We start from the raw sequence: 17,481 nt of genomic DNA, 5'->3' as shown, positions 1-17,481 counted from the left end.
TCTTCACGGCAGTGTATTCGGTTCCCGGCGGTCCGCTGCCAGCTGTGCGACCTGGATTTCCTGTGCTCCGCGCGCGTCGATGAGGAATGCCCGACCTGGCTGGGTTCCGCCGCCGGCATCGAGCCGGATGCCGAATACGTCGCCGTCGGCAGGTGACCGCGCACCCAAGACCAGGCCAAGCGGATTGCCGCGCACCGCAGCAGTGAGCGGAATGCTCGAAACTGCAGATAACGACGGCATCGAGGCCAGCACGATGCGCGCGCCGCAATTCACGAGATGTGCCAGGTGTTGGTGGCTCTCACGAGGGAGATTATCGGCGTCGTCTACAAGTAAAAGGGCCCTGTCCGGTACTCCCTGTTCGGCAGCAGTCCGCCAAAACGCCACTGGATCCTCCCCTGAATCGGGCCGAAGACAAACCAAACGCGGCGGTGCCAGCTGGGCCATCAGCTCCAACGTATGGGAGCGTCCCGAGCCGGGAGGTCCAACCAGCAACGCAACCGACCGTTCCCTGAGCGTCAGGCAGACGGTGGCGAGGTCGTCACCGCCCACCCCAACAGGGATTGGGTCTTCGCGATCCGATATGGGCGGGAGTTTCAATTCCGACGCAGTGACTGCTGCAGGGAGCGCTGCGACGATAAAAGGAGCCTTTGCGGGCTGCCGGACGGGAATTTCAGGGATCGTCAGTACGAGCTGAGCCACGGCGCCGTCCGCCGCCCCGATCCGTCCCTGGACGTACGCGCGGCCCACCACAGGGTCCACTGCCGGCATCTTCGGCCAACTGAGCAATGATTCAGGGTTCATGCCCGTGGGGAAGTACAACCGGTTGGGCAGGAGGGAAAAGAATCGGCTGGAAATCAGCTCCCTCTCACCCCCAATCAGTAGCGTGACTCCTGCGGTCTGCCCGTCGCGTGCAATGTCCTGCAACGCTTCTTCGGCCCAGGCGAATCTTCCGGAACGGAATGATCCGGCCCACCGGCCCCACCCCGAAATCAGGACCGCAACGGCAGGTGATGCGCTGGCGGCGGCTTCGCTTCCCGAACTAAGACGGTGTTCGACCAGAGTGGCAATACGTCGCAGGACGCGGGCCGCCCGTTTCGCGTCCGACGCCGTAACGTAGGCGCCTGTTTGAGGAACTTGGGCTAACGATCGCAGACTGCCGTCGCCGTCGAGTACGTAGAGGTGGGTGTCGGGTAGATGCTGAAGTAGCTGCCCTCCCGCAGCACAGAGTGCAGCGCTGAGGCCACCGGCCGGTTGACCGATAAAAGCAAGGTGCGAGTCCTGTTCGGGTATCCAGCTGAGGCTGTACTGCTCCTGCCTTTCGGGAACGTCCAGCAGACCGAGACAGGGCGATCCGGGTGACATGCCGGCGTCCGGAGGCAGGTTCTCCGGCAGAGCAGGGCAGACGGGAACCCGTACCGCTGGAGCGACAAACTCAACGGCAGCCGTCCGCACCGAAGCGATGAGGGCGTCCAACCCGGTTGCAGCGTCCCTCCCGGGTAAAGTTCCAACATCGGGACTCGATGCCTCTCCCAGATGGGCGGCGAGCGATGTAATGGCTGGTGGACGCGCTGAGGAGCCACCCGCCGTCGTTGCCGTTTGAAACTCGACCGGCTTCTGCCCGCCAACTCGCGCATAACCGCGGCCGCGTAGCCTGACCGGAATGGTGGAGGCGACGGTCGATTCCAGCACGTCCTGCGACTCCATGGGTGACTGCATCCGAAGCGCGATGCTGGCGGTCACGTTGGCTCGGATGTCCGAGGTGACCGCACCCTGGGGTCGTTGGGTGGCGAGGATGAGATGGAGTCCGAGTGATCGCCCAAGCGTCGCGATCCGCATCAACTCCTGAACCGACCCGGGGACCTCCTCGCTGAGCATGCGGAATTCGTCGATCACAATGGCAAGCCGCGGGAGGGGACCGTGACCGGGAACGGCACGATACTCAAGATAGTCCGTCGCCCCGCAGGCCGCGAACAAGTACTCCCTACGCTTTACCTCTGCTTTCAGGGAAATGAGCGAACGGGAAACGGCGGCAGGGGACAGATCTGTCAGCATTCCTGTCACATGGGGCAGGTCCGCCAGAACACCAAGCCCTGAACCGCCCTTGAAGTCGATGAAGAGGAAACTGAGGTCAGACGGTGCGTGGGTGAGACACAGGCTGAGCACCATGGTGCGAAGGAACTCGGATTTGCCTGAGCCGGTGGTTCCGGCGACGAGGAGGTGCGGGCCATCCGTCACGAGGTCCAGCATCAACGGGCCGTCGCCGCAGGATCCGACGATCGCGGCCAACGTGGATCCCTTCGATGGCGCGCGCCATCGGCGTGCTACCGACGCGCTCTCCCACGCCAGGAGGTCCGCCAACGCCACTTCGTCCGGGATAGTAACGGAGGATGCATCTTCGAGGCCCGCGCGAGCAGCGTTTCCAAGCGCACGGGCAAGGTGATCGAACGTATCTGCCTGGACGAGATCCGGTTCGAAGCGGACTTTGCCCGACGGGGAAACAAGCGCAGGCTCCAGCTGCAGATAGTCAACGGTCCACCCGCCACCTGTCGCAGGCACAGAAGGAGCACAGAACCGGTACACCCTGATTCCCGGAAGACGGACAATGGCTCCCGCGCTCGTTCCGAAGAGCAGGAGGGTGGAGAGTCTGCCCGTGCTCAGGAGTTGGTCGAGCCGTTCACGGTCGGTCACCAGCGAAACCTGTGGGAGGAAGCGCGCCGAAGAAGGAAGGTCGTCGGAACCACCGAAGCAGATAATGCTGCCTGCCGCTTCAAGTACGCAGAGCTGAAGCAGAAGCAGGTGCGCGGCGTTGCGCAACACTTCCGGTGGTCCTGAAACGGTCAGGTTCAGCGGTTCCTCCCCACCGCGTTCTGTTGCAGCGGACAACGGGATTACCAGCGGTACCGCTTCACCGACAGGTGGCTCCCATCCTGCCGGCCTGGGTTTCACCGCAATGTTGGCTGGCTGGTCGGCGATACCGATCCTCACATATCGTCCACGGTGCAGGGCGCCGGTGGGCGCGGGTCCGAGGGGCTGGAGCCGCGACTGGAGCGCTGATAAGGCGAGATCAGCGACATCACAGGCTGCGCGCCGTCGTCGTTCGCTGTCTGTCAGGACCGCTGCCGCAACTGCCGCGCTGAACGCGGCACGTTTCCTGCGTCCACTGACGAGGGGGATCAAACCCGTCACCGCCGACAACGCGCTGAATGCCAGGAAGAACCACATGCCGGTTGTGACCGCCAGCACAACGCCAAGAACAAGGGGGAGTAAGGCGGTAACCAGAAGCATGCGGTTCCGTTCGGGGGGTGCCGGCGCCGGCACCTCGGACGGCTCGGCCAGGTCGACCGGCTCGACGGCGGCAGGCGGTTCATCGGTGAGAGTCAGAGCGCACTGGCTCGCACCAAGACGGATCACGGAGTCTGTGGTGACGAGCGCACTTTCAACACGGCTGCCGTCCACCCAGATTCCGTTGGCGGAATGCTTGTCTGCAAGCGTGATGGCGTCATTGGTCACGGTGAGGACGGCGTGAGTGCGCGACAGCTCCGGATCATGGATGGTGATCTCCGGCGCGCTGCGACCGATCCTGTAGGTTCCCCTCGCGAGCGGCACCAGTTTGCCGGCGTCAGGACCGGAACGCACCACAAACATCAGGTTGCCGACGCTTGCCGGGCTGGACTCCCCGTTGTGTGATCTCCGTGAAGCCACGATCACCGCGCCATGGGTGAGCGGCGGTACGCCGGGGACACACGATTCCACCGGCTCGCCTGCCACTTGGAAGTGCTCGACGCCTGTGCGGCCCGCCAATTCGGCGCGGAGCAGCTCACCGGTGGAAAGGACGGCCGTGTTGACGACGATTTCCTCCGTTGGTTCGCCCGAGGGCAGGACGGCCCCAGGGCCCGCGGCGAGAGTGGCGTGCAAATCCATGTCTTTGAGCCTAGAAGCCGAAACGGGCGCGGGTGGGTCCCGAGCAGGATCTGTGGATATCCGCCGGCTCCTATCGCCTGTACCTGAGCCTTGACTGATAGCAGGGAATGGATTCGAGTCGGGTAACCTTGTGGCGCGGGCGATCTGTCCAGTGGAACAACCTCAGGAGAATTAGTGAACGTTGACCTCGTCGTCGTCGGATCCGGCTTCTTCGGCCTAACGATCGCCGAAAAGGCCGCAACAGAGCTGGACTTGAAGGTCGCAGTCCTCGACCGCAGAAGGCACATCGGTGGCAATGCCTACAGCGAGAACGAGAAGCAAACAGGCATTGAGGTGCACCGTTACGGTGCTCACCTCTTCCACACCTCCAATGAACGCGTGTGGGACTACGTCAATCGTTTCACTGAGTTCACCAGTTACCAGCACAAGGTCTACACCAGCCACCGCGGTGAGGTGTACCCGATGCCGATCAACCTCGGCACGATTAATCAGTTCTTCCGCTCATCAATGGGTCCTGCGGAAGCACGGGCCCTCATCCAGGAGCAGGCCGGGGAATTGGCTGGTACCAACCCGGAGAACCTTAATGACAAGGGCATCCAGCTCATCGGGCGTCCTCTATATGAGGCATTCATCAAGTACTACACCGGCAAGCAGTGGCAGACCGACCCGAAGAACCTGCCGGCGGAAATCATTTCGCGATTGCCCGTCCGCTACACGTATGACAACCGCTACTTCAACGACAAGTACGAAGGACTTCCGGTAGACGGCTACACCGCCTGGATTGAGCGCATGGCGGATCACCCGAACATCACCGTCGAGCTCAACACCGATTTCTTCGACGACGGGCACCCCTACTCGCGCAACACCACTCTTGGTCAGGTGCCCGTTGTGTATACGGGGCCCGTGGATCGCTATTTCGACTATGTGGAGGGCGACCTTTCCTGGCGCACCATCGATCTTGAGGAGGAGGTTCTCCCGGTAGAGGATTTCCAGGGATGTTCGGTCATGAACTACCCGGACGAAGATGTCCCATATACCCGTATCCATGAGTTCCGCCACTTCCACCCGGAGCGTGACTACACGAAGGACGCCACGGTGATTATGCGTGAATTCTCGCGCTTCGCCGAAAAGGGCGACGAACCCTACTACCCGGTGAATACCGAGGAGGATCGCACCAAGCTGATGGCGTACCGCGATCTTGCAAAGGGGGAGGACATGGTTCTGTTCGGCGGTCGCCTCGGTACCTATAAGTACCTCGACATGCACATGGCCATCGGATCGGCCCTTTCCATGTTCGATAACAAGATCAAGCCCTACTTCGACAACGGGACCCGGCTGGAGAGCGGAGGAGTAGACGTATGAGCACTACAGCAACCACGAAAGAGCACCAGGTGCGCTTCGAAACGCTGCAGCGAATAATCCTGCCCAGCGAAGACAATCTCGACACAGCTCCGCTCTACCTGGACACTGGCAATGCGTTGGGTGTCCAACTGAACACCATGGACGGCAGCGCCTCTTCCGATCGTGCATCCCACGGGAGCTTCAATAATGCGAAGGAGATCCATGCGGAAGATTTTCAGTCCCGGCACTCCACCCTCGTCCGAAGCGGTGAAAGAGTCTCCTTCGGCAGCTACTTCAATGCCTTCCCGGCCAGCTATTGGCGTCGCTGGACCTTCGTAGAAAATATCCGCCTCGCTGTCACCACAGCCGGTCCAGGCAGCATCAGCGTCTACAAATCGAACGCCCGTGGGTCCCTCCAGCACGTTGAAACCAAGCGCGTAACCGGCAGGGATACCACCACTTTTGACCTCTCGCTGAAACCCTTCGGCGACGGCGGATGGTACTGGTTTGATCTGGTCGCAGGGTCGGAGAGCTTTGTCCTGGAATCGGCCGAATGGCAGGCTTCGTCGCAGGACCGCCCAACCGGGTCCATCACGCTTGAGATAACAACCCTGAACAAGCCTGACTTCTGCCTTAACAACCTACGGATTCTGGCCGAACATCCCGAGAGCTTGAAGAACCTCCAAGAAATACTGGTGGTCGATCAGGGAACGCAGAAAGTTGCTGACGAACCAGGATTCGCTGAGGTGAAAGCAGCCCTGAACGGCAAGCTGAGGATCATCGATCAAGCGAACCTCGGTGGATCCGGCGGGTTTGCCCGCGGCATGTATGAAGCGGTCGAGAACGGCAGTGACTATGCGTTGCTGCTGGATGACGACGTCGTGATCGAGCCCGAAAGTATTGCCCGGCTGCTCACCTTTGCCGACCGGTGCAAGACCCCGACCATTGTCGGTGGGCATATGTTCGACCTTTACAACCGAACCGTTCTCCATACCTTCGGCGAGACCGTCAATCCGTGGCGGTTCCAGCCCGACCAACCGATCGCCGAGCAGACCTTGGGACATGACTTCGTGCGGTCGAACCTTCGACAGACTCCGTGGCTGCATCGAAGGGTTGACGTCGATTACAACGGCTGGTGGATGTCTTTGATTCCAACTGCTGTCATCCGGGATATCGGGCTTTCACTGCCTGTCTTCATCAAATGGGACGATGCCGAATATGGGCTACGGGCAAAGGCCTCAGGGTATGCCACGGTATCCATGCCCGGGTCGGCAGTTTGGCACGTCTCGTGGATCGACAAGGACGACCTTGTAGGTTGGCAGGCGTACTTCCACACACGGAACCGGATGATCGCGGCCCTGCTCCACAGCCCATATGAGCGGGGTGGGCGTGTAGTCCGTGAAACAGGCTATCTGGATATCAAGCACTTGATCTCCATGCAGTACTACACAGCGATGGGTCGGGTCATGGCACTCCGAGACGTGTTGAGGGGCCCTGGACAACTGCACGAAATACTCCCGACTCGACTGGTGGAGATTCGGGCGATGGCCAGCGAGTACCCGGACTCGCAGTTCAAGAGCGACCCGGACGCGTTCCCCACACCCAGGATGGCCAAGCCGCCGAGAAGGGGTCAGGGATTCAGGGCGCCGTCCTACCTGAAGCTGGCACCCTGGGCAGCGAAGACTGTCGCGCGGCAGCTGAGCCAATCCGTACCGTCCTCAGCGAAGGAACGGCCGCAGGCTGTGGTAGCGCATCAGGACAATAAATGGTGGCGGATGTCGCAGTACGACAGCGCTGTGGTCTCGAACGCTGAAGGAACGGGCGCATCCTGGTACCAGCGGGACCCAAAGAAGTTGCGCGCGCTCCTCGCCGAGTCCGCCCGGCTGAACGCTGAAATCCTGAAGGACTGGCCACGTCTACGGGAGCAGTACCGCTCGGCTCTGGCTGAGATAACTTCCTTCGAGGCCTGGAAGAAGACCTTCGAAGCCCACTCGGACAAGAGTCAGCAAGATTGAGCAGCGAGCTAGTTACCCCCGGCCTGGGTAGGGGGCTACGGGACGTTGTCCGTTCCCGTTTCCTGCTGAAGCTTCTGGTGGCGAAGGAACTGAAGGTCCGCTATAGGGGTTCAGTCCTTGGTCTCCTGTGGTCGTATGTGAAGCCGGGCGTGCAGTTCATCGTCTTCTGGTTCGCACTTGGTGTTTTCCTGGGCATGAATGACAACACCGAGAACTACCCGATCTACTTGTTCTCCGGAATCATCCTGATCAACTTCTTCACGGAGGCACTGGGAAACGCTTCACGATCGATCGTCGGCAACGGCGGCTTGATCAAGAAAATATACCTGCCGCGGGAGCTTTTCCCCGTTGCATCGGTCTGGGTATCTGCGGTCCACTTCGTGCCGCAGCTGGTTGTCCTGCTGATCGCTTGCCTTTTCACTGGCTGGACGCCGGGAATCCTGGAATTGGTTGCAGCAGTGGCGGGGTTCGGAATTGTTGCTCTGCTGGCGACGGGCCTGGGTTTGTTCTTCGGTGCTGCCAATGTGTACTTCAGGGACTCCGAGAACTTTGTCGACATGCTGCTTATGATCGCCACCTGGGCGTCGCCGGTCCTCTATTCCTGGACGATGGTGCGGGACACCCTCGGCTCAACTTTCCTGACCCTGTATCAGATCAACCCGCTCACCATTGCTGTGGAGTTATTCCATTTTGCCTTCTGGAAGCCGACGACGTCGGCGATTACGGACCCGGCTGTGCTTTCCCCACCGAATCTATTCGCTGTCTGGACTCCCATCGGAGTCCTTACGGCGCTTGCGGTCATCCTGCTTGGTCAGTTCACCTTCCGCCGCCTCGAGGGGCGCTTCGCTCAGGAGTTGTGAGTGGCAATCGCTATAGAAGTGCAGAACCTGTCCAAGCAGTTTGTTCTCCGCCATACGCGGTCAATCAAGGAAGCGTTCGTGTGGCTCGTTAAAGGCCGCAAGGGGGACCTCTCCGAGAAGTTTCACGCGCTGAATTGTATTGACCTCGTGGTCAATCAGGGTGAAACGGTTGCGCTGCTTGGCCTGAACGGTTCAGGCAAGTCGACCCTACTGAAGCACATTTCAGGTGTCATGCTCCCGGACACGGGATCTGTACGAACCAGGGGGCGCGTTGCCGGCTTGATCGAAGTAGGCGCAGGTTTCCATCCGGATCTCAGCGGCCGGGACAATGTCTACCTTAATGGGGCCATACTGGGGATGACTGAAGAGGAGATCAACGATCGGTTCGACTCAATCGTTGAATTCTCTGAGATCGGTCAGTTCATTGATACTGAGGTCAAGTTCTATTCCTCAGGGATGTACCTCCGCCTGGCGTTCTCGGTTGCGGTTCATACGGACCCTGAAGTTTTTCTGGTCGACGAAATTCTTGCAGTAGGGGACGAGCCGTTCCAGAAAAAGTGCATTGCTAAGATTAAGGACCTGGCGGAGGCAGGCAAGACGCTGATGGTTGTCAGTCACGATCTCGATCTGGTGTCGAAAGTTTGCAAGAGAGGTGTCGTGTTGGAGCACGGTCAGATAGTGCTCGACGGTCAGGTGGAGGCTGCTGTCAAATGGTTGCGAAATGATCATGGCCCGTCTTCGGATGGGTGAGTTGGCCGGATGAGTTGGTGGGAGACCCTGCCTGTAGTTTTTATCATGGCCGGAGTTTTCTTCGTCCCAGGGCTTCTAGTTGGAGCGTTTGCCCAACTTAGAGGTGTAACCCTGCTGGCCGTAGCGCCTGCAATATCCCTGGGAATCGGCGGCGTGATCGCGGTCATTGGTGGCTTGGTGGGCATCCCCTGGGGAGTCGCGACCTATTGTGTTGCCACTAGCCTGATTGCGCTCGCTGCATGGGCGCTTTGCAGAAAAGCCCCCGTCCAAACGGTGCCACGCACCCAGCGGTTCTCGTGGATTGCGACGACGGGCGGTTTGGTGACCGCAGCCTTCATCAGTATTCCACCGCTGCGACTGGGTATGGGCGAACCGCACTTCCCGGCACTAACGTGGGATGCCGTACACCACCTCAGCACAATCCGCTGGATTCTTGAAAGTGGAGATGGCTCCAGTCTCACGGTGGGCGGAATCGCGTCTGATGAACGTATATCCAGGTTCTATCCCGCGGCCTGGCACGATCTGGTTAGCCTGGCGGTTACCGACTTACCCATCAGTCTTAGCATCAACGTTGCGGCCCTGATGATGGCGGGTCTTATCTGGCCCCTTGCTGTCGCCTACCTGGCGCGCGTCTGCTTCCCCCAGCTTGCATGGATCGGGTTCATCGCCCCAATACTCGCTTCAGGTTTCGTCGCCTTCCCTGCAAGGATGATCTCCTACGGCACTGTGTGGCCGGCTGCGATGGGAACCGCGATCACTCCCGTTCTCATCGGCTTGGTTGTCCAGCTTCTGGGCCGCTCAGACCGTCGAGCTCGCCTGGGTTCCTGGATTGCGCTGCTCATTGCGGGCGCCGGCGCCGTTCTGTGCCATCCCACCGCGGCCGTCGCGCTGGCATTTCTGGTGCTGCCCTTCTTGCTGAGCAAGTACGTGCCGTTCATACGGACCGCCATCCAGCAGCGCAGGTTGTTGCGCGTCAGCGTGGCACTGCTCGTCCCCCTCGGCGTCTTGGCGCTGACCATTTGGGCAATACATGCTGTTCCCGCGGTTCGCGCTGTGTTCAATTTCCGGACAACTCCTGTTGGTCCCGGCACTGACGCTTTCGGTGCTGCGATTTTCGACACAATGCTCGCTCCGCTGGGTCATGGAAACACGGAGCCCTTCTGGATCGGCGGGCTGTTGGTGATCGTCGGCGGGCTGCTAGCATTTGCCCGACGGGAAAGCCGCTGGGTCGTCGCAAGCTACGCGATCAGCGTTGCACTCTATGTCATTGCCGCAGGTGAATCTTCGTTCCTTAGCCCGCTGGTCGGTCTTTGGTACTCCGATCCGGTACGACTTGGCGGCCTGGTGCCCATATTCGCATCAGTGCTTGGCGCGTACGCGATCCACGTCGGTGTTTCTTCCCTCGCCAGGGCCGCTGGCCGGAAGTTTCGAGGAAAGGTATCCCACCGCCTGACACAAGGAATCTCTTTCGGCTTGGCCGTGCTCTCTGTGTTCCTCGTGTTCATCTTCAGTGAGTCCATGAGGTCGGATGTCCGGGAAGACCGCATAGCCGCTGACTACTGGGAGCATCGGGAATGGGCGGATGGACTGGCTTCCGACGCTGAGCTCGAGATGCTCCTAAGCCTTGAAGGAACGCTTCCGGAAGACGCCCTACTTCTCGGCGATCCGACTTCCGGAGCAGCCCTGGCGTACGCGCTCAGCGATGTGGATGCGGTCTTCCCAACCATGGCTGGCAGTTGGAGTCAGGAGGCACGATACCTGGGGCGCAACTTCTACCAGCTTGAATCAGATCCCAGGGTCTGCCGGATCATCAACGAAATGGGTATTACGCACGTCTATGACGACGACGGACGTTATCTCGCGGATATCGTTCACCGGAAAGACATGAAGGGTCTGACCGTCAGAGGGCTAGGCCCAGAGAGCGTACGGCTCGTAACAAGCGCTGATGGGGCCGGTGTCTACGAGATTATGGGCTGTTAGGGCGAACTTGCCCTGATCAGTTCACTGGGATGAGGTTTTGTTCTTCGGCAACCTTATTTGCCGTGTTCGCTGTGAGCCGTTCGACCACGATCGCTATGCCAACTGCTATCCCGACCCAGAATGGCGAACCCAAGCGTTCAGCCTGACTCGCCACCGGATGCGCGAGAATGGTACCGATACCGACCAGTGACACGCCCAACGGCAGCCAGGACTGGGGAGTACGCGCAAAGGCTGCGTATGCACCGAGTGCCAGGACGACGAGCACAGCGCCCGCCGCATCCCGGTGAATGTCATTCACCAGAATCCTCAAGTAGTCGGCGTTCAGGAGCAGGAGCCTCTCGATCGGATTAGGTACAGGCGGAAGTTCGAAGTGCTTCGTAAAAGTGTCCTGAAGGCTTTCCGACATTCCAGGCCAATTCAGTGCGTGGGTCAGCGCAAACGAGGCTGCGGCGTAGGCGGTCATCAGAAGGGCCAGGAGCCGTAGTCCGCGTATCTTTCTGAAACGCGGCACCAGCAGTAACAGGATTACGATTCCAAGGAAACTCACGGAGGTGATGAGCACCGCCGAGTATTTGAAGAAGAACAGTGTCACGAATCCGAGGGTGGTTACCAGAGCACCGTTTCTCAGCTGGCCTTTGGCCAGTAGCACTGCGCCAAGCAGTATGACCAGGGTGAAGAACATTGCTGGCCCTTCGGTCAGCAAGGCAACACCGTGATATCCCACCGGAAGTACGTAAAAAAGCGCCTGCGCTGTGCTGGCTGCCAGTACTCCGAGGTTCAGCGAGCGGCAGACCAGAAACAGAACCATGCCTGACAGGACGGTCAGCACCAGCGGAATAATCCAAAGCCCGACGTGTACGCCCAGCAGGTTCATGAGAGGTATTGACAGAAGTGGATATCCCAGACGCGGTGAGAAAATCGCTTGATACTGCGGGTTCCGGTCGGAGACGCCGATGATCGGCTGCTCTCCGTTGTAGACCTCGCGCGTGCATACATCCTGAGGAGTGTTATGCGGAACGGACGGATGCTCGCACCAATGGCTATACGCGCTCATCCAGGCTTCGTCCGCGGGCATGCCTTGAGCTGCAAACGCGATCCTCAGATACTGGACGGTATCCGCCCAGATGGGTCCTGGTCCCTGAGCGATCTGCCATGCCAGGAAAATGAGCGCGCTTGAGATAGAAGAAATCACCCCGACCGTTGCACGGCGATGTCTCACGTAGGCTCCTCCAGATGCTTGGACGCCGTAACGTCGGGTAAGGCTGTGAATACGGACCTGCACAGCTCCGCAAAATTATAGCCGGGCCGCAACCGGAGAAGTCGAGTGGATCGGCGTAACCACTGCCCAGTCAGGATGCTTCTCCCTGCGGTCCACACGCAACGACGGCGTACAGTGCGGCATTCCCCACTCTTGCAACAAGTTCCAGGCCCGGAGCGGACTCGGCGTTGTCCATCGCTGTGCTCGGGTGGTACCGGCTTCCTACTTCCCGCGTTCCGAAATCGAGCGCGAAGTACGTATTCGTGTTTCGAACTGCTGAGCACACGCCAGGTTCGGCACCGGCTTCGTCCAACTGCTCCAGCAGAGTATTCTCATCCTCCGTGCGCTGCCCTGTGATGTGCGGAGCGACCGTCTGGCGACCGGTGAAGGCATACACGAGCGAAGCCCCGGTCCACGGATTGCCGAAGACCCGGGCGTCTTCCGGGACGTGTTCCTCCACAGCGTCGAAAATCGCGAGCTCGTCTACGGACAGCAGGTCCGACGATTCGGTGTACCGATAACCTGGGGCCGCTTCGGCTTGTTGTCTGGGAACGCCCATGAGTTGAGCTGACACGCCAATCAGGACAATTCCGGCCAGAAGTCCCATTGCCGGCAAGGTGTAATGAACTCTGGACTCGGGTGTCGATACCCTTCTGGCCATAGCGGAGGGCAATCCGCTGGTTCGAATGATGCCTGCCAAACGGCGGAGGGCCCATTCTCCACCAATAACTGCAACGGGTAAGGTCACGACAGGGAGGAGGGCCGCCAGTCGATTGGCGTCGTTGTACCAAACGCCGGTCCAAAAGTGCCTGAATTCTCCCTCGCCTGTCGCTGAGGCGATCACATAAAGCCCCAATCCCACCGCGAACATTCCTACTATCCACAGTCGGGCAGGCCGCATCGACAGAATCGCCAATCCCAAGATGGTCAGCGCAAACAGGGCGAGCGACGCCTCGGCTCCTTGAGGAGCGCTCATGAGTACCTCGCCTACCGCTTGCGAGCCGGTCTGTCGTGGATCCCAGAGGGAGACGCTGGGATCGAGGCGTGCGAGATTCCACGCAACGAGACCTATGCCCAGATACAAACCGGCGAACGCGAAGATCAGGCCCATGCGGCGGTTGGCCACCGTCCTGCGGCGCCACTGCACCGTCCGGTAAGCCACCCAACCGAGCACGATTGGAGCACCAAAGGCGATCATCGCAATCGCGGTACTTGGATGGGCGAGAGCGAGTCCGGGAAACACGAGAAGGAACAGGACCACAGAGTGCGCCAGTCCGGCTGTAATGACACCAACACCAAGGAAACTGATCATGATACCCAAGGCGACGGGAAGAAGGGCAATGGATAGCAGATTGGGGTAAAGGACGCCGAAATCGATCATCAGGTATGGGAAAGCGGCGAATCCGCCGGCCAGCACGCCCGTAAGGAGGATCGTGATGGAGGACATACCTGTAATCCTGCTAACCATGTACATGCACGCAAGCGGCCAGACAACGGCACCTATAACTATGTTTCCCAGGGAGACCGCGACTGGAATAGAGGTACTTGTCGCTAAGACTATGAGTGAAATCATGTCATGCCACCCTGCTGGGTAAAAGCCTTCACCAGCCTCTGTCAGGCTGCCCAGCGACAACGATGAAGCCGAACCCGTTTCCAGTATGTGACGAACTGCATTGAGGTGATAGACGTTGTCGTAGCTTTGCGAGATGTTAGCCGGGCTGCCGATCGTTGCCATGAACCGCCAGGTGATGATCACAGTCGGAGCCACAACCGCCGCCACGTAGCTCAGCGCTCGAACCACGCCGATTGGTAGGGGAAGCTCGGGGGATCGCACGGAGCGAATCGGCGAGGTTGACCGGCCGTCGATGTGCGTTCCGGCGACACCGACAGCGAAACGCAGAAGCAGACATAGCAGCGCCAGAACTATCACGGAAAGCCCAACAAGCCCTACTGACCAACGCACACCGAGAGCCCCGGCAGCAATCGCGGTGATGCTGGCAACGGAAACTGTGGCGGGTGCTGCCACGGCCCAAAGAATCAGGCCTCGAAGGCCAACTGCCCGGCCGAGGATCGCTCCCGGGATGAGGAAGACTCCGATGGCTATGAACAGAGCTGGAAGGGCTTGCAGCCAGGTCAAGAGGGGGTGCTCCTCGTATGTTCGGGTGGGGCGAGAGCATCGTCGTCCGCAAGCGACTCGAGCTCACGATCTCGGACATACCAGCATCCCAGCCTACTCGAACCGCGGCACACGGTCGGATGAGCGGGCGAATGCTCTTCGATTTGTCTGTGAAATACTGTTGCGGTGAGTCGAACCTGGGTTGTCATTCCGATGTATAACGAATGCACCGTTGTCGGCGATGTGATCAGCGGACTCCTTCCGACCTTTCCTAACGTCGTCTGCATCGACGACGGTAGTTCGGACGGGTCGCAAAAAATCGCTCGCGAGGCCGGTGCTGTCGTAGTGCAGCATCCCATTAACCTCGGGCAGGGTGCGGCCTTACAGACAGGTATTGAGTTCGCTCTGCAGGATCCGGCAACGGACTCGATTGTCACCTTCGACGCCGACGGTCAGCATCGCGTCGACGATGCATTCGCGATGGTCCAGCGCCTGCGCTCCGGAGAGGCCGACATTGTGCTTGGCTCGCGGTTCCTCGACAGCAGAACCAAGATCGCACCGCTGAAGAAACTTGTCCTGAAGACAGCGGCGCTTCAATCCAAACTGTCAACCGGGCTGGATCTGACGGACGCACACAATGGGCTTCGAGCCATCGGGCGGGATGTCGCTACGCAAATCGAACTCACCCAGAATCGCATGGCGCACGCTTCGGAGCTGATTCACCAGCTTGCCGTTCTGAACCCCCGATGGGTGGAGCACCCCGTGGAAATCATCTACACCGATTACTCCAAAGCCAAAGGACAGTCGCTGCTCAACTCGGTGAACATCCTCGCAGAACTGTTCTTGAGGTAGTAATGCTTATTCTCATTCAGGCCCTGCTCATAGTGGCCGTCGTCGTCGTTTCGCTGGTACTGATGCGCGGGGGGTCAAATGCGCGGCACCTTGCTGTCCGCCGCATCATGCTTATACTTTTCACGCTTGCAGCAGTGCTCTCGATATTCTTCCCGGAGCTGCTGTCGGTGGTCGCCGGATGGTTCGGCATCGGCCGTGGCACGGATCTGGTGCTCTACGGTCTTGTGGTCAGTTTCCTCGTCTTCGTTGCAACCACCTATCAGCGTTTCCGTCAGACGGAAATATCACTGACCAAGCTTTCCCGCCGCATCGCGCTCGACGAGGCGGAGCGGCCTTGGGAATCACCATCCAATCCAACCGCGCACGTTCGCCCGCACAACGAGAAGAAGGCAGGATCTTAGTGACGATCGACGTAATGTTCCCCTACTACGGGGACGTTCCCATGATGAAGGCTGCGATCCAAAGCATCCTTAGTCAGGATGACACCGATTTCAAGCTGACCATCGTCGACGACGGGTACCCGGACGATACCCTGCCTGCCTATTTCGAGAGCCTCACCTCGTCGGATCAGCGTGTGGCGTACCACCGTAACGAAACCAATCTCGGGGCGAACGGCAACTACCGTAAGTGCGTCAGCCTTGTGGAGCACGACATTGCGGTCATCATGGGGGCTGATGACCTGATGTTGCCCAATTACCTGTCCACCATTAGGGCGGCATTCGCATCGAGCCCTGAGATCGCAATTGTGCAGCCGGGGGTAGAGATTATTGATGAGAATGGGCGTGTCTACTCCCCGTTATCAGATCGTGTGAAGACGATTATGCGGGGGCGTGCTGTGGGTGCCAGTGAGCGGGCGGTGTTGTCGGGGGAGCGGGCGGCGAGCAGCCTGCTCTCCGGCAACTGGTTGTACTTCCCTTCCATCGCGTGGAGCGCGAAGGCGCTCAAGAGCCATTCATTCCGTCCTGAGTACGACGTCGTCCAGGACCTCGCGCTCGCTCTTGACGTACTGATGTCGGGAGGCAAGCTGCTCGTAACGGAGACCGCCTGTTTCCAGTACCGACGCCACAGGCAGAGCGATTCTTCCGTACGCGCGCTGGATGGCCGCCGCTTCGACGAAGAACGCCGGTTCTTCGACGCCTGCGTTGAAGATTTCCAGAGGCTGGGGTGGAAGAAGGCAGCCGCATCCGCTCGTGTCCACCTCACCTCGCGTCTGAACGCGCTGACGCTGCTGCCGAAGGTCGCCTCAACGCGCACGTGGGGCGGACTGGGGAAGCTTGCACGGCATGCGGTCAGGCCCTAATCGGGTTCCAGTACGGAATTAAGGCGCAGCTCTCTTGGATATTCAGAACCACTACTACGGCCATTCCAGCGTCCTCGCCGCTTACTGTTCAATGCCGCGGCTGAGGCACATCTCGGGTCTTATCCAGCACGGATGGACGGTCACCTCACCCATCATCGCGCAGTTCGGCGACTTCGCTGACAAGGGGCCGCGGCGCCGGCGCCTTTCCTGGACGAGCCGGTCCCGTGCGTTCTCTCCGACGGATCCGGAGAACCTCTTTTCGGACGGCTCCCAGCAGCTTCACGCGATCGGAGCGCCGTTTCTGTACCTGCTGGAGATGGCACGTGCGAGCCACACCCTGCCGCTTGATCGGCAGGGCACACTGGTGTTTCCGATGCACGGAACAGCACTGCTCAAGGTATCCGGGAATCATGCGGGGTATGCCGAGGAAGTGCTACAACGGGAGGGCCCAAGTACAGTGTGCCTTCACGTTGATGACCTCGATGACCCTTCCGTGTCCGGGGTATGGACGAAGCACGGCCACACAGTGGTATCAGCAGGCGATCGCCGGGACCCACGTTTCCTGGGCCGGATTCTTTCACTGGTTGCGTCTTCCAACCGGGTGGTCAGTAACCGGCTCTCCACATCCATCATGTACGCCTCAGTTGCCGGTGCCGAAGTGGAACTATATGGACCCGAATTCCAGTTGGGGCACAATCTTGATGTGGACCCTGGGAAGGTCATGGAGCGTTTGTGGCCTGAATTTCATTCCGCGGAGGCGGATCAATCGGTGCTTCGTGCCATCGCTGGAGACGAACTCGGCTTGACGGACATGCGTTCGCCGGAGGAACTGATCGAATTGCTCGGCTGGAATCGGCCCTCTGCGGGACCGTTTCTTGAGTACTGGTTGAGCGGTCCGTTCGACAAGGCCAGGGCGGTACTGGGACTGAAGAAGCGCCCGGATGGTGCGCACGTTACGGAGGTGGGACTCTCACCCTGGCACTGGTTGCGACACCCGTTGAAACACTTGCCTTCCCCGCTTCCCCGCCTGGTGAGCGAGGAACTGCTGCCTTCGGGAGCGATTCGTCAAAACGCCAACTGAAGTACTC

At 59.8% G+C, this 17,481-nt stretch carries 12 protein-coding genes; 9 read left to right on the top strand and 3 right to left on the bottom strand.

Features of this window, described 5'->3' with window-relative positions:
• Positions 1-3: 3 nt before the first annotated feature.
• On the bottom strand, positions 4-3,921 hold the full coding sequence (locus ACX80C_RS04380; protein ID WP_459325017.1) for an FtsK/SpoIIIE domain-containing protein: 3,918 nt from the start codon (positions 3,919-3,921) through the stop codon (positions 4-6).
• Positions 3,922-4,095: 174 nt separating this feature from the next.
• Here ACX80C_RS04380 and glf point away from each other — a divergent pair, with 174 nt between their 5' ends.
• Genes glf through ACX80C_RS04355 form a run of 5 tightly spaced genes read left to right on the top strand, consistent with a single transcriptional unit; the run spans position 4,096 to position 10,867 of the window.
• Positions 4,096-5,283, top strand: a complete 1,188-nt coding sequence (gene glf / locus ACX80C_RS04375) for a UDP-galactopyranose mutase (RefSeq protein ID WP_459325016.1) — start codon at positions 4,096-4,098, stop codon at positions 5,281-5,283.
• Positions 5,280-7,277: a glycosyltransferase gene (locus tag ACX80C_RS04370; RefSeq protein WP_459325015.1), complete on the top strand. Its 1,998-nt coding sequence runs from the start codon at positions 5,280-5,282 to the stop codon at positions 7,275-7,277. Before glf ends, ACX80C_RS04370 begins: the two co-directional genes overlap by 4 nt.
• Positions 7,274-8,137: an ABC transporter permease gene (locus ACX80C_RS04365; protein WP_459325014.1), complete on the top strand. Its 864-nt coding sequence runs from the start codon at positions 7,274-7,276 to the stop codon at positions 8,135-8,137. The genes ACX80C_RS04370 and ACX80C_RS04365 overlap by 4 nt, the downstream gene beginning before the upstream one ends.
• Entirely contained in the window at positions 8,138-8,887 is a 750-nt protein-coding gene (locus ACX80C_RS04360) for an ABC transporter ATP-binding protein (RefSeq protein WP_459325013.1), read from the top strand.
• A gap of 45 nt (positions 8,888-8,932) precedes the next feature.
• Positions 8,933-10,867: a DUF6541 family protein gene (locus tag ACX80C_RS04355; RefSeq protein ID WP_459325012.1), complete on the top strand. Its 1,935-nt coding sequence runs from the start codon at positions 8,933-8,935 to the stop codon at positions 10,865-10,867.
• Between the two features lie 16 nt (positions 10,868-10,883).
• On the opposite strand, the gene ACX80C_RS04350 is transcribed toward ACX80C_RS04355, so the two are convergent.
• Both ACX80C_RS04350 and ACX80C_RS04345 read right to left on the bottom strand, forming a co-directional pair.
• Positions 10,884-12,086, bottom strand: coding sequence for a hypothetical protein (locus tag ACX80C_RS04350; protein ID WP_459325010.1), 1,203 nt, complete (start codon positions 12,084-12,086; stop codon positions 10,884-10,886).
• Positions 12,087-12,216: 130 nt separating this feature from the next.
• The gene (locus ACX80C_RS04345; RefSeq protein WP_459325009.1) at positions 12,217-14,262 is read right to left on the bottom strand and encodes a DUF6541 family protein; all 2,046 of its coding nucleotides are present in this window, start codon (positions 14,260-14,262) and stop codon (positions 12,217-12,219) included.
• A gap of 165 nt (positions 14,263-14,427) precedes the next feature.
• Here ACX80C_RS04345 and ACX80C_RS04340 point away from each other — a divergent pair, with 165 nt between their 5' ends.
• The 4 genes from ACX80C_RS04340 to ACX80C_RS04325 are packed head-to-tail and all read left to right on the top strand — an operon-like array spanning position 14,428 to position 17,474.
• The gene (locus tag ACX80C_RS04340) at positions 14,428-15,093 is read left to right on the top strand and encodes a glycosyltransferase family 2 protein (protein ID WP_459325008.1); all 666 of its coding nucleotides are present in this window, start codon (positions 14,428-14,430) and stop codon (positions 15,091-15,093) included.
• Between the two features lie 2 nt (positions 15,094-15,095).
• Positions 15,096-15,494, top strand: a complete 399-nt coding sequence (locus ACX80C_RS04335) for a DUF2304 family protein (protein WP_459325007.1) — start codon at positions 15,096-15,098, stop codon at positions 15,492-15,494.
• A complete protein-coding gene (locus ACX80C_RS04330; protein WP_459325006.1) occupies positions 15,494-16,393 on the top strand; it encodes a glycosyltransferase family 2 protein in 900 nt (299 codons plus the stop codon). The genes ACX80C_RS04335 and ACX80C_RS04330 overlap by 1 nt, the downstream gene beginning before the upstream one ends.
• A gap of 34 nt (positions 16,394-16,427) precedes the next feature.
• Positions 16,428-17,474: a hypothetical protein gene (locus ACX80C_RS04325; RefSeq protein ID WP_459325005.1), complete on the top strand. Its 1,047-nt coding sequence runs from the start codon at positions 16,428-16,430 to the stop codon at positions 17,472-17,474.
• Positions 17,475-17,481 lie beyond the last annotated feature (7 nt).

The organism is Arthrobacter tecti (assembly GCF_054511355.1).
The sequence above is the reverse complement of the archived record's forward strand: the minus strand, read 5'-3'. Positions and strand labels throughout refer to the sequence as shown.

What these genes read in the sequence shown, in the direction of transcription:
- ACX80C_RS04355 (WP_459325012.1), top strand. Translation starts at nt 8,933, where the DNA reads ATGGCCGGAGTTTTCTTCGTCCCAGGGCTTCTAGTTGGAGCGTTTGCC.
- ACX80C_RS04370 (WP_459325015.1), top strand. Translation starts at nt 5,280, where the DNA reads ATGAGCACTACAGCAACCACGAAAGAGCACCAGGTGCGCTTCGAAACG.
- ACX80C_RS04335 (WP_459325007.1), top strand. Translation starts at nt 15,096, where the DNA reads ATGCTTATTCTCATTCAGGCCCTGCTCATAGTGGCCGTCGTCGTCGTT.
- ACX80C_RS04380 (WP_459325017.1), bottom strand. Translation starts at nt 3,921, where the DNA reads ATGGATTTGCACGCCACTCTCGCCGCGGGCCCTGGGGCCGTCCTGCCC.